This window comes from Gordonibacter sp. 28C, assembly GCF_003339845.1.
In the GTDB taxonomy this organism is placed as follows: Bacteria; Actinomycetota; Coriobacteriia; order Coriobacteriales; family Eggerthellaceae; genus Gordonibacter.
In genome coordinates, this window is sequence record NZ_PPTR01000004.1 from 45,043 (window position 1) to 67,826 (window position 22,784).

Genomic DNA, 22,784 nt, shown 5'->3' on the forward strand with positions numbered 1-22,784 from the left:
ACAACCGGCAGGCACGGCCGAAGGGCAAGACGAAGACAGGAGGAGGCATGGGAGACAAAGGCTATCTGTTCGTCGACCACGAGAAGCCGTTCCGCTACGAGGATGAGGGGCTCACGGTCACGCGCGGCAGCGCGTGGTCGGGCCCCGGCTGCCATCTGGGCTGCGGAGTGCTGCTCTACACCGACGAGAACGACAAGCTGGTGAAGGTCGAGGGCGACCCGGAGAACCCTTACAACCAAGGCAGGCTCTGCGCGCGCTGCCTTGCGCTGCCCGAGGTGACGAACCACGAGGACCGACTGCTCTACCCTATGAAAAGAGATCCCGTCTATCGCGGGCAAACCGACAAATGGGAGCGCATCTCCTGGGACGAAGCATACGACCTCGTCGAGCGGAAGTTCAAAGAGATTAAGCAGGACTACGGGCCGGAAGCCGTGTTGTTCATGCAAGGCACCGGGCGCGACATCTCCCCCTACATCACACGCCTGTGTTGGTCGTTCGGGAGCCCCAATTTCTCGCTTTTCCTGAGCGGCGCCGCTTGCTACGTGCCGCGGGTGATCGGGCTCGCCGGCACCGTGGGGGCGTTTCTCGTGCCCGACTGCTCGCAGGTGCATCCGGATCGCTACGACAACCCGGACTACCGCATTCCGGAGACCATCTTCGTTTGGGGCAACAACTGCGTCGTGTCGAACTCGGACGGCTTCTTCGGCCATTGGGTCGTCGATTTGATGAAGCGCGGAAGCAAGATCGTCGTCATCGACCCCAAGGTGACCTGGCTCGCGTCGAAGGCGGTGGCCCACCTGCGCGTGCGCCCCGGCACCGACGCGGCTCTCGCGCTCGGCATGCTGAACGTCATCATCAACGAGGATCTCTACGACCACGACTTCGTCGACAAGTGGTGCTACGGGTTCGACGAGCTGCGCGAGCGGGTGCAGGAGTATCCGGTCGAGCGCGTGGCGGACATCACCTGGGTTCCCGAGGAGAAGATACTCCTGGCCGCCCGCCTGCTGGCCGAGAGCAAACCGGCGACCCTCGAATGGGGCGTGGCCGTCGACATGACCAAGGAGGCCATTCCCGCCGGCCAGGCCATCTCGACGCTGTTCGAGATCACCGGCAACATCGAAGTGCCGGGCGGCATGATCGTTCCGCCCGAGATCCTGAAATACGTCGGAGGCTGGGGCAAGGATCTGCTGCCGGCCGACGCCGCCGAGAAGCGCATCGGTCAGGAGAAATACCCCCTCTTCGCCTCCGAGGCGCAACCGGACTGCATCGTCGAGCAGCTTGAAACGGGCGAACCGTATCGGATCCACGGCGCATGGATCCAGACCTCGAACTTCCTCTCCTGCATGGCTGCCGACCCGCAGCGCCTCTACCGCGCCATCAAGGACATCGACTTCATCGCCTACGTCGACCTGTTCATGACGCCCACTGCGATGGCGCTGGCCGACGTGATCCTGCCTGCGGCAACCTTCCCCGAGCGCAACGGGATCAGGCTCGGAGACGGAGCGCAGCGCGGCGAGACCATCAACAAGGTCACCTCTGTCGGCGAATGCAAATCCGATATGGAGATCAACCTCGAGCTCGGACGCCGCTTCAATCCGGAAGCCTGGCCGTGGGACACCGTCGAGGAGATGTTCACGTTCCTGTTGGAAGACGACACGGGCATGACCTTCGAGGAGCTCCAGCAAAAAGCGCCCGCCTATCCTCCGTTCGAGTACCGTCGACACGAGAAAGGCATGCTGCGCAAGGACGGCGCCGTCGGGTTCAACACAACCACCGGGCGCATCGAGCTCTGGTCCACGTTCTACCACAACGCCGGGCTCGACCCGCTTCCCTACTTCGAGGAGCCCACGCCCGGCCCCGGTTCCACCCCCGAGCTTATGGAGGAATACCCGCTCGTGCTCACCACCGGCGCACGCACGTGGAGCATGTTCCATTCCGAGCACCGCCAGGTGAAGCGCATGCGCGCCCTGCATCCGGACCCCCTTATCGAGGTCAATCCCCAAACGCTCGAAAAGCTCGGCATGCGAGACGGCGACTGGGTTTGGGTGGAGAACCAATACGGGCGCGCCAAGCGCAAGGTGCTCGCCACTCCCGCGATCGATCCCCGCATGTGCAGCACCGACCACGCTTGGTGGCTGCCGGAGGGAGACCCCGGCGCCTTCTACGACGTGTTCGACCTCAACATCAACAACCTCGTCCAATGGTCGCCGGGCAAAAGCGGGTTCGGATCGAACTACAAAACGGCCCTGTGCAAGCTCTACCTCGTCGAGGAATAGGAAAGGGAGGACGGATCCATGCAGAACATCGGCATGCTCATAGATTACGAATGGTGTTCCGGGTGCCACAGCTGCGAAGTCGCCTGCCAGATGGAGCACGGCCTTCCCGTCGGCCAAACGGGCATATCCGTGACGACCATCGGCCCGTGGGAAATCGAAGAAGACTCGTGGCAGTACACGAACATCGCCATTCCGACCGACCAGTGCGACGGCTGCTTGGATCGCAGGGCGAAGGGGAAGCTCGCCTCCTGCGCCCATCACTGCCAAGCGAAGTGCCTGCACGTGGGACCTTTGGAAGACCTCGTGGCGCACTTGGACGCCAAACCCAACCAAGCGCTGTACCGCCTGATGTGACCCATTCGCGCTGTGCGCCGTTCCATATATCCGACCCGTATAGAGAAAGGAGGAAACGTATGTGCTTCAGACCGCCGACCATCGAGTCCGGCTCGGTGAAATGCCCGAGGTGCGGAAAGGAAGTCGATCCCGCGCTTGACGAGTGCCCGCATTGCGGGGCCAAGGCATCCCCCGCGCCCGGCGCCCCTGCGGTGCCGGGCGCGCCGGGCGCGCCGAACATCCCCAGCGTTCCGAAAGCCCCCGCAGCGCCCAAACCGCCCGCGAAGGCATAGGAGCGAAGCGTGCCCGCCCCGCGCGGGCACGCAAGGGCGCCGTCAAGGCATCTCGCGCCCTACCGAGAAGAGGAGGAGAAAGCTATGGGAAACAACGTGAAAGGCACGCCCATCGTGAAGGGCCTGGGCTTCAACAGCTTCGGCATCGGCACGAACGCGTGCGCCGTCGACATCGACGAGGAGCAGGACAAGATCCTGCGCATCCGCCCGTTCCACTTCGACGAGCACCAGACCCCCGAGGAGCTGAACGCCTGGAAGATCGAGGCGCGCGGCACGACGTTCGAGCCGGGTTTCAAGACGCTCATCTCGCCGCTGTCGCTGTGCTACAAGAAGCGCGTGTACTCGAAGAACCGCATCCCGTACCCCCTGAAGCGCGTGGACTGGGACCCGAACGGCGAGCGCAACCCCGGCAACCGCGGCACGAGCGGCTACGTGCGCATCAGCTGGGACGAGGCAACCGACCTGATCGCAGCCGAGATCAAGCGCGTCCAAGACGAATACGGCCCCGCGTCCATCCTCTGCGAGCTGGACGGGCACGGCGAGACGAAGTTCGTCCACGCGCCGCACGGCTGCCAGAGCCGCATGTTCGACCTCATCGGCCGCTACACGCTGCAGACGCGCCAGCCGGACAGCTGGGAGGGTTGGTACTGGGGCGCCAAGCACATCTGGGGCATGGACCCTTTGGGCCAGAACTCGCTGCAGAACAACGTCATCAAGGACATCGCGGAGAATGGCGACGCCGTTCTGTTCTGGGGATGCGATGTGGAGACCACGCCGCTTGGCTGGGGCGGATACCTGGCCAGCCGACTATGCTTCTGGTTCACCGAACTCGGCATCAAGCAGATTCACATCTCCCCCGACGTGAACTACACCAACGCCGTGCATGCCGACAAGTGGATCCCCGTCAAACCCAACACCGACGCCGCATTCCAGCTGGCCATCGCCTATACATGGATTAAAGAGGGGCTGTACGATCAAGAATACCTCGACACGCATGCCATCGGCTTCGACAACTTCAAATACTATGTGACGGGTGGGGAGGACGGCGTTCCCAAGACGCCGAAGTGGGCCGAGGCCATTTGCGGCATCCCCTCGTACACCATCAAGGCGTTCGCCCGCTACTGGGCCGACCATGCCGTGTCGATCGCCCACTGCAACGGCGGGTCCTTCATCCGCTCCTGCTACGCGCACGAGCCGGCGCGCCTCGAGGTGGCGCTTCTGGGCATGCAGGGCGTGGGCAAGCCCGGCGCCAACCAGTTCAAGTTCATCGAGTGGACGCTCTACGGCATGGAATCCGTCACGCCGCTCCCGCCCTCGTCCGAGATTCCCGACTGCAGCCCCGCTTACCGCGGGTGGTTCCGCAGCTTCCCGGAGAGCTTCATCCCCAAGACCATGATCCCCGAGGCCATCATGAACCCGCCGGTATCTTGGTACGGTCACATCGGCGCCGGGTTCCCGCGCGAGGACCAGTTCGACGGGCCCTACACGTTCCCGCTCGAGGGCAACGAGCGCCTGCATATGATCTGGTCGGACACGCCGTGCTGGGAAACCTGCTGGAACGGCGGCAACGAGATGCAGGAGGCGCTGCGCCACGATTCCATCGAGTTCGTCGTGGTGCAGCATCCATGGATGGAGAACGACTGCTTCTTCGCCGACGTCATCCTGCCCACGAACACGAAGTTCGAGACGGAGGACATCGGCACCGACTCCGACAACGGGCAGTGGAACCTCGTGTATTACGAGCGCCAGGCCATCAAGCCGCGCCTCGAGTCGAAATCGGACATGGAGGCGGTCGGCGAGGTCGCCAAGAAACTGGAGAAGTACGGCGGCATCTACGAAGACCTCTACAATCGCTACATGGGCGGCAAGACCTGCGAGGAGTACATCCAGGCCGGCTTCGAGAACACCGGCGCCGCGCAGAAGATGACCTTCGATGAGTTCAAGGAGAAGCAGTACTACGCGTTCCCGACCAAAGAGGACTGGGAAAGCCTTCCCGTCGGATTGAGCCAATTCTACGAAGACCCGGAAGGGCATCCGCTGTCCACACCCTCCGGCAAGCTGGAATACTACTCCACGCGCCTGGCCGAAGCCTTCCCCGACGACAAGGAACGGGGTCCGGTGCCGCACTGGATCGACGAAGGAGCCGGTCACCAGGAGAGGCAGTACCTCGAGCGCGGCCGCAAATACCCGTTCCTCCTGGTGTCCAACCATCCGCGCTGGCGCGTGCACGCGAACCTGGACGACGTCACCTGGTTCCGCGAGATGGAGGAGACCTGCAAGGTGACGGGCCCCGACGGCTACAAGTACGAGCCCGTGTGGGTGCATCCGACCGACGCCGGCATCATGGGACTCGAAACCGGCGATGTCGTGAAGATCTACAACGAGCGCGGCGCGGTGCTGGGCGGCGTGCGCGTGACCGAGCGCATCATGCCCGGCGTGGTGTACCAGGACCACGGATCGCGCGTTGACTCGGTCGTCTTGGGCCGCGGCGGGCTGGACCGCGGCGGAGCGAACAACCTCATCGCACCTTACGCGACGACTTCGAGCCATGCCTTCGGCGAAGTGACGAGCGGTTTTCTGGTCAACGTGGGGAAGGTGGACGTGTTCCAGCTGGCCGCAGAGTATCCCGAGGCGTTCAACCGAGACTACGATCCCGCCTGCGGCCTTGTCGCCACGGCGCGCGTTGTGGAAGGAGCATAGAACATGGGAAAGGTATTCGTATTCGATCATGCGAAGTGCAACGGGTGTCGTAACTGCCAGATAGCCTGCAAGGACGAGCACGTCGACAACGACTGGTCGCCATGGGCGAAACCCCAGCCTGATACGGGACAGTTCTGGAACCGCATCGAAGAGCGCGTGTGCGGGCAGGTGCCCAAAGTGAAGGTCTCCTACGTGCTGCATATGTGCCAGCACTGCGGCGACGCGCCCTGCATGGCCGCGGCGCCCGACGCGGTCTACCGCCGCGACGACGGCCTGGTCATCGTGGATCCGGAGAAGGCGAAGGGCCGCCGCGAGCTCGTGGAGGCGTGCCCCTACGGCGCGATCTTCTGGAACGAGGAGCTGGAGATACCCCAGAAGTGCACCGGTTGCGCCCACCTGGTGGACGCCGGTGAAATGCCCCACTGCGTGGACGTGTGCCCGCACGAAGCCATCTGGTTCGGCGAGGAGGGGGAATTCCCTGCGGAAATCGCAGCCGCCGAGCCGCTTGTCCCAGAACGGGCAGCCGTGGACAAGCCGCGCGTGTACTACCTGAACCTCCCGAAGCGCTTTCTGGCCGGCATCGTCATCGACCCCGAGGCCGACGAGGTTATTACCGGCGCGAAAGTGACGGCCGAGAACCTGGATACTGGCGATGTTCTCACGACGGAGACGGACGAGTTCGGCGATTTCTGGTTCCTGCGCGTCGCCGAGGCAAGCTGGCGCGTCTACGTCGAGGCTGACGGCTATTTGACGCGAGCCGTGGATGCGAGCACCGTCGATGAGGATCGAAACATCGGTCCTATCGGCCTATACGAGTCGTAGATTTCTAAAGGGGAAAGGAGGTCGCCGGGGTTTCCTCCTGCCGACCTCCCGATACACGGCTTCGAGCCGTATAGAAAGGGGTAAGCTATGAGCGCTGAAGCTCTGAAAAAGACGTTCTCCGTCAAAGGGGTAGTGGGAATAGTGCTGTCCGTCATCGTCATGGCTGCGGCATGCGTGATCCCAGGATCAGAACAGCTGTCCCGCGAAGGAGTCATGGGGCTTGGCATTATGGTCACCGCAGTCGTGCTGTGGATATGCGAAACGTTCCCTGCGGGCGTAACCGGCATATTGGTCCTTGTCCTAGCCGGCGTCTTTAATGTCGTTCCGCTGAAAACCGTGTTCTCCGGATTCGGCGGAACGACGGTCTTCTTCGTCATCGGCGTGTTCAGCTTAACCATTCTGATGATGAAGACGAACCTGGGGCAGCGTTTGACGAGGAATCTGATCAAATGGGCCGGTCCGAATTCGAAAAAACTCGTTCTGGCCTTCATGATCGGCTCTGCCGTGATCTCCACGGTGATGACTGACACGGGCGCCGTTGTTATCACCATGGGCCTCGCGCTCCCGTTCTTAGAAGCGATCAACCACAAGCCCGGCAGTTCGAATCTCGGCAAGTGCATCATGCTCGGCGTTGCCTTCGCCGCCATCATGGGCGGTTTCTGCACACCCGCCGGCCACTCCATGAACGTTTTGGCTTTGGGCATGCTCGGCGAAGCTACCGGCCAGTCCATCGGATTCCTTCAGTGGATGGTCGTCGGTATTCCATTCGCTATCGTCATGATCCCGATCTGCTGGTTCTTCCTCACTAAAATCTTGAAGCCCGAAGCGCTCGAGGAAAGCGATGTGGAGCTCGCTCTTTCCGAAACGCAGGATCTGGGCAAGTTCAGCACGATGGAGAAGAAGGCTCTCGTTATGCTGATCGGGGTCCCCGTGCTGTGGATCTTGGGCAACTGGATCCCTGTTCTCGATACCACAACCGTTGCCGTCATCGGCCTCGCCATCATGTTCCTTCCGGGTATGAACCTGCTTACGTGGGAAGATATGCAGAAAGGCGTGCCTTGGAACATCATCCTGATGCTGGGCGGCATCCTTTCTCTCGGCTCGATCCTCGGCGCAACCGGCGGTGCCGCCTTTATCGCCAACCTGTTCTTGTCGAGCGGCGTGTTGGAGATGAGCCCTCTGGCTGCTTTGCTGCTCATCGGAGCGTTCGCCTATCTGCTTCACACGTTTCTGCCCGTCGCTCCAGCAATCCTCACCATCTTCCTGCCGCCGCTGTTTGCCTTCGCGCAAGCTGCCGGCATTTCCCCGGCCATCCCGATGCTGATCGTCGTCGCGATCGTCTCCGGCAACTTCATTTTGCCGCTTAACCCCACGATCACCGTCGCATATGCGAAGGGTTACTTCACATTCGGCGATGTTGCCAAAGCCGGCATCATTCCCGCCGTTCTCTTTGTTGCGATCTTGGTTCCTTGGGTGTACTTCATCGCCGGGACCCTGGGTTTGGGCATGGCGTGATCTTTAGATCCGTTCGCGTGTGAAGCAAGCCGGCGAAGCTCCGCGAGGGGCTCCGCCGGCTTGCCGGAAAAGGACTTTAGTCATGCTGCGGCGGATCCGCCTCGCCGGGCCGCAAAAGCCGGTAAGCGTCGACGTTCAGGCCTTCGGCTATCTTTTGGAGGTTCTTGACCGACACGTTGATGCGCCGTTGTTCGATTCCGCCGATATAGGTTCGATGGAGCCCGCACGCATGCGCCAGCTTCTCTTGCGAATAGCCGGCGCATGTGCGAAAGTGCCTGAGATTCGCCGACAGGATATCGAGAATGTCCACTGAACGCCACTTCCTCGCCTCGTGATGATGTTCGCATTCATTCTCGATAAACTCCTATGATATTTCGACATAATATAAGTAGCATAATTGAGGTCAAAGGCTATTTCGGCAACGTTTGGCCATACGCTCCCTACTCCACGTACCCCATGCGCTCGGATAGGCGGCTGGCGGCGAGCATCACCTGGCGGGAGATGTCGTCGATGCGATCGTCGGAGATGCTGTCGGGCGTGCCGCTCACGCCCACGGCGGCTATGGCGTCGCCGCGGTAGTTGAACACCGGAGCCGCCACGCAGCGATGGCCGATCTCGTACTCCTCGTCGTCCATGGCCCAGCCTTGGGCGCGCACCTGGTGCAGGTACTTCACGAACTCGTCTTTGCGCGTGAACGTGTTGGGAGTGTGCGCCTTGAACTCGAAACCGTACAGGGCTTCCTCGAGCTCGGCGCGGGAAAGGCAGGCCAGCAGGCACTTGCCCATGGACGAGCAGTAGGCGGGAGAGCGGTACCCCACCTGCGTGTAGGCCTCCTCGCCCCAGTCGGACGCCTCCTTCTCGATGTAGGAGACGTAGGCTCCGTCCAGAATGCCCAGATGGGCCGTCAGGCCCAGCGACCGCTTCAACGCGGTCAGATAGGGTTTGGCCTCGGTTTGCAGCTCGAGCGAGTTTATGTGGTAGCCCAGCGTGTGGAACATCTTCGGTCCGATGGTGTAGCGGCCCTCGAGCGTCTTCTCCACGTAGCCGCGCTTGAGCATGGTTCCCGCGATGCGGAACACCGTGGTCTTGCTCATGCCCGTCGTCTGTGCAAGATCGCTCAACCCCATGGGGCCTTGCGCTTGGGCGAGCGCTTCCAAGATGTCGAACGCCCGATCGAGGACCTGCACGCTTCCCTCTCCCACGGATTCCCCTTCCGCCGCAGAAAGTCCTGTCATCGTCAGTATAGGCCAAACGCCGCTGCGACGCGTACCGCAGACCCCAGTCGTAACCGTTCCGTATCGTGGAACACCGGTTCCGCAGGGTGGATTCCCTGCGTTGTGGACACTCGAACGCGTTTCTATAATCCGAGGCGTAGGGGTTGCGCAAAGGCGCATAGGATTCAAGGGAAGGGGCGCATCATGAAGGAAACCAACGCACAGGGACTGTCTCGCAGGAACTTCCTCGAGGCGACGGCGCTCGGTCTGGGCGTGCTGGCGGTGGGCGGCCTGGCCGGCTGCGCGCCGAAGGCGGCGGGCGACGACGCCGGTTCGCAGGGCGCGGGCGCATCGGGCGGCAGCGCGGCGGACGTGAAGTGGGACGGCGAGTACGACGTCGTCGTGTGCGGAGGCGGCGGTGGCGGCTTGACCGCGGCGTACTCGGCGCTCGAGAACGGCGCCTCCAAGGTGATCGTGCTGGAGAAGGGCACCATGTGCGGCGGCACCACGGCGCTCGCCGAAGGCGCCGTGCAGGCGGCCGGCACGAAGTGGCAGAAGGACAAGGGCATCACCGACGACACGCCCGATCTGCTGTACAACTATTGGAAAACCGACGCCGAGGGACTCGTGGACGACGACCTCATCCGGAACATGGCCGACAACGCGGCCGACAACGTGCAGTGGATGGCCGACAGCTTCAACATCACGTTCGCCAACGTGTTCGGCGCCTACCCGACGCCCTATTTGGATCCGGCGGACCTGAAGGACCGCATCCACCTCATCGCCGACGCCTCCGACCCTGCCAAGACCGGCGGAGCCGTTTGGACGACGAACGCCCAGAAGGCCGTCGAAGGCAAGGGCGGCGAGATAGAGACGGGCGTGGAAGTGACCGGCCTGGTCATGGACAACGGCACCGCCGTGGGCGTGGAGACGAAGGACGGCAAGCACTACAAGGCGAACAAGGGCGTGGTGCTGGCCATGGCCGGCATCGAGCACAACGAGGAGCTGGCCTTCCGCTTCAACCCCCAGCATTACTGGGATCTGAAGACGCAGAGCGTGATCACGGCAGCCACCGACACCGGCGACGGCATCGTCATGGGCATGGAGGTGGGCGCGCAGACCGTCTTCCACGGTTGCGTGGACCTGCTGCTGCCCACGTGGTCGTACACGAACAACCAGAATCCCGAGATCCCCTACATCCTGGTGAACATGCGCGGCACGCGCTTCGTGCGCGAGGACACCACCTACGCGTTCCACTGCCGCGCGCTGTTCAACGAGGCCATGGAGTGGGGCGGCGCCGAGGGCGCAACGTACATGGTGATGGATTCCAAGATGACCACGTGCGACAAGATGTGCGCCTGGTCCGACAACGCGGAGGGCGGCGCGGCGGCGCGCGAGAAGGCGCTTGCGGACGGCACGCTCGTGCAGGCCGACAGCCTGGAGGCGCTCGCCGCCGCCATCGGCGTGCCGGCGGCCAACCTGGCCTTCACCGTTGACAAGTGGAACGCCGACTGCGCCGTCGGAGCCGATTCGCTCTACGGGCGCGAGAAGCAGCTGACCGCGCTGGACACGGCGCCGTTCTACGCCTGGAAGACGCAGAACTCCAACATCGGCGCCATCGGCGGCCTGAAGATCGACACCGACGCGGCCATCATCGGAGCCGACGGGAAGCCCATCCCGCACCTGTTCGGCGCCGGCGTGAACACGGCCGGCTGGATCGGCCCGTACTACCCCGGTTCCGGCACCTGCCTGCAGGGCACGCTCAACTGGGGGCGCATCGCCGGCAAGTCCGCCGCGAGCGCGTAGGAAAGCGCACCCTCCGTCGGGCGGACGCGTTCCGCGCGTTTGCCCGAACCCATCTTCCAGCCCGTCGCATCGCCCTTCCCTCCGCTGCGACGGGCGACCCGAGCAAAGCGAGGGCCCCGAGATCGGGGCCCTCGCTTTGCTCGGGGAGACGGGAGGCTGCGGGTTTCGCCTTTTCGCTCCGAAATGTCCCAATTGGGGACTGTCCCCAATTGGGACAAATTAGGACAGCGTTACACCTCGCGTTCCACGACAGCGGCGATGGCCTGGGCGTGGCGGTCGGCGTCGGCGGCGGAGGCGGCCTCAACCATGACGCGGACCACGGGCTCGGTGCCGCTCGGGCGGATGAGCACGCGGCCGTCCTCGCCCAGCTCGGCTTCCGCAGCCGCCACGGCGGCCTGCACGGCGGCGTTGCCGTCCACGGCGTGCTTGTCGTTCACCCGCACGTTGATGAGCGTCTGCGGGAAGCGCGTCATGACGGAGGCGGCGTCGGCGATGGACTTCCCGGCCCGCTTGCATGCCGCGAGGAACTGCAGCGCCGTCACCAGGCCGTCGCCCGTGGAGTTGTGCTCGAGGAAGATCATGTGGCCGCTCTGCTCGCCGCCGATGGCGAAGCCGCCCTCGCGCATGGCCTCCAGCACGTAGCGGTCGCCCACCTTCGTCTGGACAAGCTCGATGCCGGCGTCGCGCATGGCGTGGGACAGCCCTAAGTTGCACATGACCGTGGACACGGCCGTGTTGCCCGTGAGCAGCCCGCGGTCCTTCAGGTCGATGGCGCACACGGCCTCCACCACGTCGCCGTCGATCTCGTTGCCGGCGGCGTCCACCAGCATGACGCGGTCGGCGTCGCCGTCGTGGGCGATGCCCACGTCCGCGCCGACCTCGGCCACGAGGTCGCACACCGGCCCCAGATGGGTAGAGCCGCACTGCACGTTGATGTCGGTGCCGTCGAAGTCCTCGTTGATAACGGTGACGTCGGCACCCAGGCGGCGCAGCGCCTCGGGGCTCGTCATGCACGACGCGCCGTGGCCCACGTCGAGCGCCACCTTCAACCCCGCCAGATCGATGCCCTCGTTTGCCACCGTGGACACGGCGTGGGCGATGTAGAGCTCGCACGCGTCGTCCACCGGCAGGGCCACGCCCACGGCGTCGCCCGCAGGCAGCTCGTCGGCCGCCGCGCCGCCGCGCGTCACAAACGCTTCGATGTCGTCCTCCACCGCATCGGGCAGCTTGAAGCCCTGCGCGTCGAACAGCTTGATGCCGTTGTACTCGGGCGGGTTGTGCGAGGCCGAGATGACGATGCCGCCGTCGCAGTGCAGCTCGCGCACCAACAGCGCGATGGCCGGCGTGGGAATGATGCCGGCGAGCAGCGCCGTGCCGCCCATGGACATGATGCCGGCCGCCACGGCGGACTCGAGCATGTCGCCGGACAGGCGCGTGTCCTTGCCTATGAGGACGGTCTCGCCCTGGAACGCCACGGCCGCCTGGCCGAGCTTGAATGCAAGGTCGCAGGTGAGCTCCGTGTTGGCCACCCCGCGCACCCCGTCGGTACCGAATAGTCGTGCCATGTTACTTCCCTCTCTTGATATGCTCTTCGTGCAAGCGAACGCCGCCTTGCGGGCGCTCGTCGTCTTTCATGCGGTTGTTGAGTTCGGCGGCGAACTCGTCGAGGTCGATGCCATAGCGCTCCAGCACCACCAGCAGGTGGTACACCACGTCGGCAGCCTCGTAGCGCAGGTGATCGACGGCCGCGGAGTACTCGGCCGGCAGCTCCACGTCGAGCGCGCCTTCGTCCGCGTCGGCACCCGCAACCGCCAGCGTCGCCGCCAGCGACGAGCATGCCCAGGACTCCACGTCCTTCGCGGCCAACGCCACCTCGCCCGCCTCTTCCATGACCTTCTTCAGCACGTCGTCGGGCGAACCGGCCAGCAGCCGGTGCGTGTAGCTTTCCTCCCCCGCCTCGCGCCGCGCGGCGATGGTGGCCGCGAGCGCCTCGAGCGTGGCCCCGACCTGCGAAGCCGGCGGCGTTTCATCGGATGGTAGATAGGTTTTCTGGGACATGTCCCGCCTTCCCGTCAGTTCTCGCCATTCAAAACCGCGACGTCTGCTTTTCGGCCGAAATCATCCGTCCGAGGCCTTTTCTGCTAAAAAATGACGTTTATGAACGGTTTTTCGGCTTGATTCGCCACCGAAATATTCAAAACCGCAGGTCATGTTTTTCGAATCAGGGCAGCAATCGTTCACAAACGTCATTTTTTAGCAGAAACTCCCCTTTCAGAGGATTTTCGGTCGCCCGGCAAAGCCGAACGCTCGTCGCCTAGCTTTCGCATCCCGCGCTGGCGTGCAGCTGGATCGCCCTTCAAGTATGCCGAAGCAGGAACCGACTGGATACGGAACGCCGCACCGCCCCCCATGGGACCCCTCGACTCGCCGCGCTCGCTCGAGATGACGAAGGGGCGCTGTACTCGCTCGGGATGGCAAGGGGGCGTCGTGCTCGCACGGGATAGCCGAACGTAAGAAGAGGGGCGCACGCAAGCACGCCCCTCCGTTTCAACTATTCTTCGACGTCTTCGTCCTCGGCGTCGTCGTCGGAGGCTTCCTCGCCCTCCTCCTGGCTCGTCAGGCCGAAGCCCAGCGATCCGACCGAGCCGAGCAGCGCGTCCAATTCCTCCAGGTTGCGCTGGTAGGAACGGGGCGGCAGGGCCTCGCCCAGCATGTCCTCGCCCTCCGTGTTGAAGGTGGGGGGCTCGTCGCCGCCGATGAGGATGGTGTCGTCGGGGCTGAACACCATGTCCAGCAGCTGGCTCATGTCGTCGCTCGTGGCGGCGAGGTCGTCCTCGATCACGTGCGACAGCCCGCGCTCGGCCAACCCCTCCTTGAGCTCCTCGATGGCCTTCACGCCGATGCCCTCGATGCGCAGCAGGTCCTCCTCGGTGTGGCCCACGAGGTCGGCCACCGTCTCGATGCCCGCCTCGCTGAACTTGTTGGCCCAACGCTGCGACACGCCCAGGTCGTCGTAGATGTACAGGCGCGCGTCCTCGTCGGACAGCTGCGGGCCGCGATGGCCCAGCGAAAGGCCGCTGTAGTAGCTGCCGTAGTTCGTGCCCATGTTGAGGTAGCCGTCGCCGTCGAGCGACCAATCCTGCGGCTGCGGCAGCAGCTCCTCGATCTCGCGGAGAGCCTCCGGCGCGAAATCGGGCAGGTTCTCGCCCTGCACGCCGGCGACCGGACGGCCCTTGTAGGTGAGCCCCACCTCGCGATAGCGCTTGAGGCCGGTGCCCGCCGGAATGGGCTTGCCGATGATGACGTTCTCCTTGAGGCCGGCCAGATGGTCGGTCTTGCCCTCGATGGCCGCGTCGGTGAGCACCTTCGTGGTCTCCTGGAACGAGGCCGCCGACAGGAACGAGTCCGTGGCGAGCGACGCCTTGGTGATGCCCAGCAGCAGCGGCTGGCCCACGGGCGGCTCCTTGCCCTCGGCGATGAGGCGGTTGGCCTCGTCCTCGAACTCGAAGCGGTTGACCTGGCGGCCCGGCAGGTAGTCGGAATCGCCGGCATCGGTCACGGCCACCTTGCGCAGCATCTGGCGCGAGATGACCTCGATGTGCTTGTCGTTGATGTCCACGCCCTGGCTCACGTACACGCCCTGCACCTGGCTCACGATGTAGCGCAGCGTGGTGTTCGGGTCGGTGAGGCGCAGCAGGTCGTGCGGGTTCACGGAGCCCTTGGTGAGCTGCTGGCCCACCTTCACCTCGCACCCGTCGACCACGCCCGGCAGCATCTGGGCGCGGGCGCTCACCACGTACTCGCGGAAGTTGCCCTGCTGGTCGTGGATGGTGATGGTCTTCTGCGACTTGTCGCCCGCGATCTGCAACGTGCCGGAGATCTCCGCGAGGACGGCGAGGCCCTTGGGCTTGCGCGCCTCGAACAGCTCCTGGACACGGGGAAGGCCGTGGGTGATGTCCTCGCCGGCGACGCCGCCGGTGTGGAACGTACGCATGGTGAGCTGGGTGCCCGGCTCGCCGATGGACTGGGCCGCGATGATGCCCACGGCCGTGCCGATGTTGACGGGGCGGCTCGTGGCAAGGTCCCAACCGTAGCACTTCTGGCACACGCCGTGCTCGGCATGGCAGGTCATGACCGTGCGGATGACCACCGTCTCGACGCCGGCGCGATCCATCTCGTGCAGCTGGTCCATGCGCTCGATGTACGCGCCCGCGCCCAGCACCACGCCGCCGTCGACGCCCTTGACATCCTCCAGCAGGCAGCGCCCGATGAGGTTGTCGTCCACGTCGCCCTTCTCGTTGTGCAGCGGGTAGGGCACGCCGTCGTTCGTTTCGCAGTCGATCTCGCGGATGATGACGTCCTGGGCCACGTCCACCAGACGACGGGTCAGATAGCCCGAGTCGGCGGTACGCAGCGCGGTGTCGGCCAGACCCTTACGGGCGCCGTGCGTGGAGATGAAGTACTCCAGAACCGACAGGCCCTCGCGGAAGTTCGCCTTGATGGGTCGGTCGATGATCTCGCCCTTCGGGTCGGACATGAGGCCTCGCATGCCGGCCAGCTGGCGGATCTGCTTGATGTTGCCTCGGGCGCCGGAGAACGCCATCATGTAGATGGGGTTGAACTTGTCGAAGTTCTCGGCCATGGCCTCGCCGACCTCTTCGTTGGCGGCGTTCCAGATGTCGACGACCTGCTTGTGGCGCTCCTCCTGGCTCATGAGGCCCATCTCGTAGTCCTCGTCGATGGCGGCGACCTTCTCGTCGGCCGCGGCCAGGATGTCGCCCTTGTTCGGCGGCACGGTGGCGTCGTACACCGACACGGTGACGCCGGCGCGCGTGGCGTAGTGGAAGCCCGCGTCCTTCAGGCCGTCCAGGATGGGCGGCACGCTGGACAGCTCGTAGCGGTTGCACACGTCCTCCACCAGGCGGCTGATTTCCTTCTTGTTCATCTCGTAGTTGAGGTACGGGTAGTCGTCCGGCAGCACCTTGTTGAACGTGATGCGGCCGATGGTGGTTTCGATGCGCTCGCCGGCCTTGTGCTCCTCGAACGTGTTGTAACTCGTGGCTATCTGCGAGTCGCGGGACAGGCGCACCTGGATCTTCGCCTGCAGGTCCACCTCGGCGCGGGCGTCGTAGGCGTTCAGGGCGTCGGCGAAGTCGATGAAGGCACGGCCCTCTCCGGGGAACCCGTCGCGGGCAGCCGTGAGGTAGTACAGGCCGATGATCATGTCCTGGGTGGGCACGGTGAGCGGGCGGCCGTGGGCCGGCGACTTGATGTTGTTGGCGGACAGCATGAGCACGCGGGCCTCGGCCTGAGCCTCGGCGCCCAGCGGCACGTGCACGGCCATCTGGTCGCCGTCGAAGTCGGCGTTGAAGGCGGTGCACACCAGCGGGTGCAGCTTGATGGCCTTGCCCTCGACCAGCACCGGCTCGAAGGCCTGGATGCCCAGACGGTGCAGCGTGGGAGCGCGGTTCAGCAGCACGGGATGCTCGGTGATGACCTCTTCGAGCACGTCCCACACGTAGCTGGCGCCGCGGTCCACGGAGCGCTTGGCGGCCTTGATGTTGGCGGCGTACTCCAACTCCACCAGGCGCTTCATGACGAAGGGCTTGAACAGCTCCAGCGCCATCTGGCTCGGCAGGCCGCACTGGTGCAGCTTGAGCTGCGGGCCCACGACGATGACCGAACGGCCGGAGTAGTCCACGCGCTTGCCCAGCAGGTTCTGGCGGAAGCGGCCCTGCTTGCCCTTGAGCATGTCGGAGAGCGACTTCAGCGGACGGTTGCCCGGGCCCGTGACGGGACGGCCGCGGCGGCCGTTGTCGAACAGGCTGTCGACGGCCTCCTGCAGCATGCGCTTCTCGTTGTTCACGATGATCTCGGGGGCGCCCAAGTCCAGCAGGCGCTTCAAGCGGTTGTTGCGGTTGATGACGCGGCGGTACAGGTCGTTCAGGTCGGACGTGGCGAAGCGGCCGCCGTCCAGCTGCACCATGGGGCGCAGGTCGGGCGGGATGACCGGGATAACGTCCAGGATCATGTCCGTGGGCTTGTTCGTGGACTTCAGGAACGCGTCCACCACCTTCAGGCGCTTGATGGCCTTGGCGCGCTTCTGGCCCTTGCCGTTGGCGATGGTGTCGCGCAACTCGTCGGCCGTGGCGGCCAGGTCCATGGCGTCCAGCAGGTCGCGCACGGACTCGGCGCCCATGCCGCCCGTGAAGTAGTCGCGGTAGTTCAGGCGCATCTCGCGGTACAGGGCCTCGTCGGGCACGAGCTGCTTCGGCTCGATCTTCATGAACGCCTCGAAGGCGTCCTGGCGCAGGGCCTTGCGCTCGTTGAACTCTTCGTAGATGTCGGCGATCTCCTCGTCGACCTCCTCGGGCGTCAGGCGCTCGTCCTCGTCGACTTCGTCCACGAAGTCGTCGTCCTCGGGCACGTAGCTCGTGGACAGTTTGCGCGTGGCCTCGATGAGGCGGTCGCGCTCGGCGTCCAGCTCCTCGAGGTCGGCGGCCAGCTCGTCGCGCAGCTCGTCGGCGTCCTCCTCGCGGGCCTCCTTGTCAACCGAGGTGATGATGGAGGATGCGAAGTACAGCACCTTCTCCAGCTCTTTCGGCGGAATGTCCAGCAAATAGCCCAGGCGCGAGGGCGAGCCCTTGAAGTACCAGATGTGGCTGACCGGGGCGGCCAGCTCGATGTGGCCCATGCGCTCGCGGCGAACCTTGCTGCGCGTGACCTCCACGCCGCAGCGCTCGCACACGATGCCCTTGAAGCGCACGCGCTTGTACTTGCCGCAGGCGCACTCCCAGTCCTTCGTGGGGCCGAAGATCTTCTCGCAGAACAAGCCGTCCTTCTCGGGCTTGAGCGTGCGGTAGTTGATGGTTTCGGGCTTCTTGACCTCGCCGCGCGACCAGCCGCGCACGTCCTCGGCGTTGGCAAGCGAAATACGCAGGGCGTCGAAATTGGTAACGTCGAATTCCGTCGTCATCTATCGCTCCTCTCCTTCACCGATCAGGTCGTTCGTATCGTTGTCGTCAGAGACGTCGCTCATCAGCTCTCCCAGTTCGGCGGCGATGTCGTCAAGCGCGTTCGCCGCGTCTTCCTCCGTCTTGCGCGCGTCGGCCGCAATGGCCTCGAACAGCGCGCGATCGTCGTCTTCCTGTCCTTCGGACTCCACCGTGACGTCGATGGTCTGATGGTCGTGGCCCTCGAGCTCGACGTTCAGGCAGAGCGACTTCATTTCCTTCACGAGCACCTTGAAGGACTCGGGCACCTCGGCGGCCGGGATGTTCTCGCCCTTGACGATGGACTCGTAGGACTTCACGCGGCCGGCGGTGTCGTCGGACTTCACGGTGAGGATCTCCTGCAGCACGTTGGACGCGCCGTAGGCGTAGAGCGCCCACACTTCCATCTCGCCGAAGCGCTGGCCGCCGAACTGCGCCTTGCCGCCCAGCGGCTGCTGGGTGATCAGGCTGTAGGGGCCGGTGGAGCGGGCGTGGATCTTGTCGTCGACCATGTGGCCGAGCTTCAGGATGTAGCTCTGGCCGACCGTGATGGGCTCGCGGAACTTCTCGCCCGTGCGGCCGTCGTAGAGCCACGTCTTGCCGGTGCGGGACAGCTGCGGCACGAACTCGTCGCGCGCCATGTCGCCGAACTTCTCGTGGTTGATGTTGATGAGGTTGCGGTTCGCCTTCTCGATGGCGTCGGAGATCTCGCGCTCCGTGGCGCCGTCGAACACGGGCGTGGCCACGTGCATGGGGCCCTCCACCACCTCGGTGGTCTCCTCGGCGTCGGACCAGCCCCATTTGGCGGCCCAGCCCAGGTGGTTCTCGAGCAGCTGGCCCACGTTCATACGGCTGGGAACGCCCAGCGGGTTCAGGATGACGTCGATGGGGGTGCCGTCGGCCAGGTAGGGCATGTCCTCGATGGGCAGCACGCGGCTGATGACGCCCTTGTTGCCGTGGCGGCCGGACAGCTTGTCGCCCTGCTGCACCTTGCGCTTCTGCGCCACGTAGATGCGCACCAGCTCGTTCACGCCGGGAGCCAGCTCGTCGCCGGCAGCGCGCGAGAAGCGGGCCATGCCGATGACGCGGCCGCCGGAGCCGTGGGGCACCTTGAGGGACGTGTCGCGCACCTCGCGGGCCTTCTCGCCGAAGATGGCGCGCAGCAGGCGCTCCTCGGCCGTGAGCTCCGTCTCGCCCTTCGGCGTGACCTTGCCCACCAGCACGTCGCCCGGGAACACCTCGGCGCCCACGCGGATGATGCCGTCGGCGTCCAGGTCGCTGATCATGTCGTCGGAGATGTTCGGGATCTCGCGGGTGATCTCCTCGGGGCCCAGCTTCGTGTCGCGCGCGTCGATCTCGTACTCGGAGATGTGCACGGACGTGAGCAGGTCCTCGGACACCACGCGCTCGGACACGATGATGGCGTCCTCGTAGTTGTAGCCTTCCCAGGGCATGTAGGCCACCATGAGGTTCTGGCCCAGCGCCAGCTCGCCGCCGTCGCAGGACGGGCCGTCGGCCAGCACGTCGCCCTTCTGCACCTCGTCGCCCTTGCGGACGATGGGGCGGTGGTTGATGCAGCCCGACTGGTTCGAGCGCTGGAACTTCGGCACGAGGTACTCGTCGTACTCGCCGTCGTCGTTCAGCACGATGATGGTCTGGCCGTCAACGTAGTCGACGACGCCCGGGTTCTGGGCGACGAGGATCTCGCCGGAGTCGACCGCGATGCGGTGCTCGATGCCGGTGCCCACCAGCGGCGCGTTCGGGCGCAGCAGGGGCACGGCCTGGCGCTGCATGTTCGAGCCCATGAGGGCGCGGTTCGCGTCGTCGTGCTCGAGGAACGGGATGAGCGAGGTGGCCACCGACACCATCTGGCGCGGGGACACGTCCATGTAGTCGATCTGCGCGGGCGGGACCTCGTCGGGCTCGCCGAACTCGCCGTCGGGGCTCGTCGTGCGGCAGAGCACCTTCTTGTCCACCGTGAACGAACCGTCCTCGGCGTACGTGACGAACTGACGCGTCTCGAGGTCGAACGTCTCGTTGGCCTGCGCGATGGTGTACTTCTCCTCCTCGTCGGCCGTGAGGTAGTCGATGGTGTCGGTTACCAGGCCGTCCACGACGCGGCGGTACGGCGTCTCGATGAAGCCGTAGGGGTTGATGCGCGCGTAGGTGGCCAGCGAGCCGATGAGGCCGATGTTCGGGCCTTCAGGCGTCTCGATGGGGCACATGCGGCCGTAGTGGGACGTGTGCACGTCGCGCACCTCGAAGCCGGCGCGCTCGCGGGACAGGCCGCCCGGGCCCAGGGCCGACAGGCGGCGCTTGTGCGTGATGCCGGCGGCGGGGTTCGTCTGGTCCATGAACTGCGACAGCTGGGAGCTTCCGAAGAACTCCTTGATGGCCGCCACGATGGGACGGATGTTGATGAGCGACTGCGGCGTGATCTCGTCGGGCTCCTGCATGCTCATGCGCTCGCGCACGACGCGCTCCATGCGGGACAGGCCGATGCGGAACTGGTTCTGGATGAGCTCGCCCACCGTGCGGATGCGGCGGTTGCCGAAGTGGTCGATGTCGTCGGTCTGCACGCCCTCGGCGCCGGCGTGCAGCGCCACGATGTACTGCATCGTCTTCACGATGTCGTCGTCGGTGAGGGTGGACGCCTCGTAGTCGGGGTCGAAGCCCAGCTTCTTGTTGATCTTGTAGCGGCCGACCTTCGCCAGGTCGTAGCGCTGCGGGTTGAAGAACAGGCCCTCGAGCAGCGTGCGGGCGGAGTCGATGGTGGGCGGCTCGCCGGGACGGAAGCGCTTGTACAGCTCGATGAGCGACTCTTCCTTCGTGGTGGCCGGGTCGCGGTCGAGCGTGCGCAGCACCATCTCGTCGCTGCCGAGGAGCTCGATGATCTCCTCGCGCGTCTCGGCCAGGCCCAGCGCGCGCACGAGCAGCGTCGCCGGCTGCTTGCGCTTGCGGTCGATGCGCACGGACAGGATGTCGCGCTTGTCGGTCTCGAACTCGAGCCACGCGCCGCGGCTCGGGATGACCTTCGCGTTGTAGATGGTCTTGTCGGACGTCTTGTCGCGCTCGGCGGCGAAGTAGACGCCGGGGGAACGCACGAGCTGGGACACCACGACGCGCTCGGTGCCGTTGATGATGAAGGTGCCGCGCGGGGTCATGAGCGGGAAGTCGCCCATGAACACGTCCTGCTCCTTGATCTCGCCCGTCTCGCGGTTGATGAAGCGGATCTCAACGAAGAGCGGCGCCTGGTAGGAGACGTCCTTCTCCTTGCACTCGTCCACCGTGTACTTCGGCTCGCCGAACTCGTGCTTGCCGAACTCCACGCACATGTCCTTCGTCGAGTTCTCGATGGGACTGATGTCCTGGAAGGCGGCGCTCAGGCCCTCTCCCTTGAAAAATTCGAAACTGTCGGTTTGGATGGCGATGAGGTTGGGGACGTCCATGACGTCGGGGATCTTGGCGAAGCTGCGGCGATTCCTATAAAGGCTGGTGGGAGCACTGGTTTTTGCTTGAGCCACGAGGCTTTTCCTCCTTCAAGAGAATCCGGAAATCTGCGAAAAGTCGCAATTTCTAAAAATACGTCGCCAGTTGGCCCGTGTCAAGAAAAATTTTTACGAACTGTGGGGATTTGCTGTTGATTCGGGGGTTTAGCTGGGGGAATACGGAGAAAACTTTTTGGTTGCGGAGGTGGTTTTGGCGACCTGGGAGACGACCGGCCTCGTGCTTGTTGGGGAACCCCCGAATCACGGAGCGGTGGGGATGCGCTCGTTCGCGCTTCAACAGGCGCGGCTGCCTCGTAGGGGCAAACGCCCCACAGGCCGGGCAGAAATCACACGGGCGTTGCCTGGTACCGCTCCAGCAGGGCGCAGGGTTGGTAGCTCAGCTTGTTCTCGCGCAGGCCGGGCAGGCCCAGGTCCTCCTCCAGGTTGAGGAACTCGGCCCGGTCAACCACAGTGCCGGCCAGCTCGCGCAGCAGGGCGCGCCAGATGTAGCGGAAGCCCAGGTTGCCTTTGAGCACCATGACGTCGAACGCGCCGCCGGGGAGCAGGGCGCCGTAGGCGTAGCCCTGCACGTCGCCGGCGATGCGCAGCAGGATGCCCTCCAGATCCAGCTCCTCGAAATGGTCCAGATCGAGCAGGATCTTGCGGTGCTCCAGTTCCAGGGGGTGCTCCTCGGAGCCGCGACGCCGGCTGCCCTCGTACCACGCCTGCTGGAACGCGCGCAGCTCGTCGAGATGCCGGGGAGCCAGCGCCTCGAAGGACACGTCGTCTCCGTACAGCTGGTAGAACTTGTTGGTCTCGCGGCGCTTCTTCGCGAGCGCGGGGCCCGCGTAGGCAGCGATGGTCTCGGTGCGGTAGAGGTAGTCGGCGAAGGCGCGGTCGGTCGAGAAGCCAAACGCGCCGGGCAGCGCGGTTTCCAGTTCGAGCCGCTCTTCGGGCGTCACGCCCACCAGCGCGACGCGCCCCCCCGTCCGCGCGGATTCCTCCAACAACCGCCCGATCTCCGCGGCCGGGTTCGCGCTTCCCAGCGGCGGGTAGTACGCCGAAACGCCCGGCAGCCGATCGTCCTGGCGAACGTGCAGCACGCCTCCCTCGAGGCGGATCTTCGTGGCGTACTTCTCCTGCAACGAGAACAGGTTGGCGAACCCGAGCGCCGAATCGTTGCGGCGCAAGGGGGCGAGCACTCCCTCGATCAGGCTTTTGTCTGAAAGTTGCAGGGTCCTGAACTCCATCGATCCCCTCTTCGACCGTAAGGCGCACCGCGAGGAGCGCTTTTTTCCATCGACAGCACAGTGTAGTGGAACAGGGCGGCCGCGAACACCCTCCG

General features: G+C 64.7%; 14 protein-coding genes. 7 read left to right on the forward strand and 7 right to left on the reverse strand.

The genetic code is table 11. The features are described 5' to 3' along the window. Positions 1-47: 47 nt before the first annotated feature. From C1878_RS06130 to C1878_RS06155, 6 genes are all read left to right on the forward strand, one after another. Positions 48-2,276, forward strand: coding sequence for a molybdopterin-dependent oxidoreductase (locus C1878_RS06130; protein ID WP_114600816.1), 2,229 nt, complete (start codon positions 48-50; stop codon positions 2,274-2,276). Positions 2,277-2,294: 18 nt separating this feature from the next. Further along, positions 2,295-2,630, forward strand: a complete 336-nt coding sequence (locus C1878_RS06135) for an oxidoreductase (protein WP_114600817.1) — start codon at positions 2,295-2,297, stop codon at positions 2,628-2,630. Between the two features lie 59 nt (positions 2,631-2,689). Continuing rightward, positions 2,690-2,902 carry a hypothetical protein gene (locus tag C1878_RS06140; protein ID WP_114600818.1) on the forward strand — a complete coding sequence of 71 codons (213 nt, stop codon included), beginning with the start codon at positions 2,690-2,692 and terminating at the stop codon, positions 2,900-2,902. A gap of 84 nt (positions 2,903-2,986) precedes the next feature. Continuing rightward, positions 2,987-5,602, forward strand: a complete 2,616-nt coding sequence (locus C1878_RS06145; RefSeq protein WP_114600819.1) for a molybdopterin-dependent oxidoreductase — start codon at positions 2,987-2,989, stop codon at positions 5,600-5,602. Between the two features lie 3 nt (positions 5,603-5,605). Next, a complete protein-coding gene (locus C1878_RS06150; protein WP_114600820.1) occupies positions 5,606-6,424 on the forward strand; it encodes a 4Fe-4S dicluster domain-containing protein in 819 nt (272 codons plus the stop codon). 87 nt (positions 6,425-6,511) lie between these two features. Next, complete coding sequence (locus C1878_RS06155) at positions 6,512-7,939, forward strand: DASS family sodium-coupled anion symporter (protein ID WP_114600821.1); 1,428 nt, start codon at positions 6,512-6,514, stop codon at positions 7,937-7,939. Positions 7,940-8,015: 76 nt separating this feature from the next. On the opposite strand, the gene C1878_RS06160 is transcribed toward C1878_RS06155, so the two are convergent. Continuing rightward, a complete protein-coding gene (locus tag C1878_RS06160) occupies positions 8,016-8,249 on the reverse strand; it encodes a helix-turn-helix domain-containing protein (protein WP_114600822.1) in 234 nt (77 codons plus the stop codon). 130 nt (positions 8,250-8,379) lie between these two features. Next, positions 8,380-9,141: an IclR family transcriptional regulator gene (locus tag C1878_RS06165; RefSeq protein WP_158539743.1), complete on the reverse strand. Its 762-nt coding sequence runs from the start codon at positions 9,139-9,141 to the stop codon at positions 8,380-8,382. Positions 9,142-9,357: 216 nt separating this feature from the next. Between C1878_RS06165 and C1878_RS06170 the strand changes: the two genes are divergently transcribed. Next, positions 9,358-10,959, forward strand: a complete 1,602-nt coding sequence (locus tag C1878_RS06170; protein ID WP_114600824.1) for an FAD-dependent oxidoreductase — start codon at positions 9,358-9,360, stop codon at positions 10,957-10,959. Positions 10,960-11,189: 230 nt separating this feature from the next. Here C1878_RS06170 and glmM read toward each other — a convergent pair whose 3' ends face one another. The 5 genes from glmM to C1878_RS06195 all read right to left on the reverse strand — a co-directional run bounded on the left by glmM (position 11,190) and on the right by C1878_RS06195 (position 22,689). Continuing rightward, positions 11,190-12,524 carry a phosphoglucosamine mutase gene (gene glmM / locus C1878_RS06175; RefSeq protein WP_114600825.1) on the reverse strand — a complete coding sequence of 445 codons (1,335 nt, stop codon included), beginning with the start codon at positions 12,522-12,524 and terminating at the stop codon, positions 11,190-11,192. A gap of 1 nt (position 12,525) precedes the next feature. Beyond that, positions 12,526-13,017, reverse strand: a complete 492-nt coding sequence (locus tag C1878_RS06180; RefSeq protein ID WP_114600826.1) for a phosphoribosyl-ATP pyrophosphatase — start codon at positions 13,015-13,017, stop codon at positions 12,526-12,528. A gap of 493 nt (positions 13,018-13,510) precedes the next feature. Continuing rightward, positions 13,511-17,935: a DNA-directed RNA polymerase subunit beta' gene (locus C1878_RS06185; protein ID WP_114600827.1), complete on the reverse strand. Its 4,425-nt coding sequence runs from the start codon at positions 17,933-17,935 to the stop codon at positions 13,511-13,513. Continuing rightward, positions 17,936-21,475, reverse strand: a complete 3,540-nt coding sequence (locus tag C1878_RS06190) for a DNA-directed RNA polymerase subunit beta (protein WP_114600828.1) — start codon at positions 21,473-21,475, stop codon at positions 17,936-17,938. Positions 21,476-21,786: 311 nt separating this feature from the next. Beyond that, positions 21,787-22,689 carry a DUF2156 domain-containing protein gene (locus C1878_RS06195; RefSeq protein WP_114600829.1) on the reverse strand — a complete coding sequence of 301 codons (903 nt, stop codon included), beginning with the start codon at positions 22,687-22,689 and terminating at the stop codon, positions 21,787-21,789. Positions 22,690-22,784 lie beyond the last annotated feature (95 nt).

Bases quoted from the DNA above. Each gene is read 5' to 3' on its own strand.
- C1878_RS06130 (WP_114600816.1), top strand. From the start codon at position 48: ATGGGAGACAAAGGCTATCTGTTCGTCGACCACGAGAAGCCGTTCCGC.
- C1878_RS06135 (WP_114600817.1), top strand. From the start codon at position 2,295: ATGCAGAACATCGGCATGCTCATAGATTACGAATGGTGTTCCGGGTGC.
- C1878_RS06140 (WP_114600818.1), top strand. From the start codon at position 2,690: ATGTGCTTCAGACCGCCGACCATCGAGTCCGGCTCGGTGAAATGCCCG.
- C1878_RS06145 (WP_114600819.1), top strand. From the start codon at position 2,987: ATGGGAAACAACGTGAAAGGCACGCCCATCGTGAAGGGCCTGGGCTTC.
- C1878_RS06150 (WP_114600820.1), top strand. From the start codon at position 5,606: ATGGGAAAGGTATTCGTATTCGATCATGCGAAGTGCAACGGGTGTCGT.
- C1878_RS06155 (WP_114600821.1), top strand. From the start codon at position 6,512: ATGAGCGCTGAAGCTCTGAAAAAGACGTTCTCCGTCAAAGGGGTAGTG.
- C1878_RS06170 (WP_114600824.1), top strand. From the start codon at position 9,358: ATGAAGGAAACCAACGCACAGGGACTGTCTCGCAGGAACTTCCTCGAG.
- glmM (WP_114600825.1), bottom strand. From the start codon at position 12,524: ATGGCACGACTATTCGGTACCGACGGGGTGCGCGGGGTGGCCAACACG.
- C1878_RS06180 (WP_114600826.1), bottom strand. From the start codon at position 13,017: ATGTCCCAGAAAACCTATCTACCATCCGATGAAACGCCGCCGGCTTCG.
- C1878_RS06185 (WP_114600827.1), bottom strand. From the start codon at position 17,935: ATGACGACGGAATTCGACGTTACCAATTTCGACGCCCTGCGTATTTCG.
- C1878_RS06195 (WP_114600829.1), bottom strand. From the start codon at position 22,689: ATGGAGTTCAGGACCCTGCAACTTTCAGACAAAAGCCTGATCGAGGGA.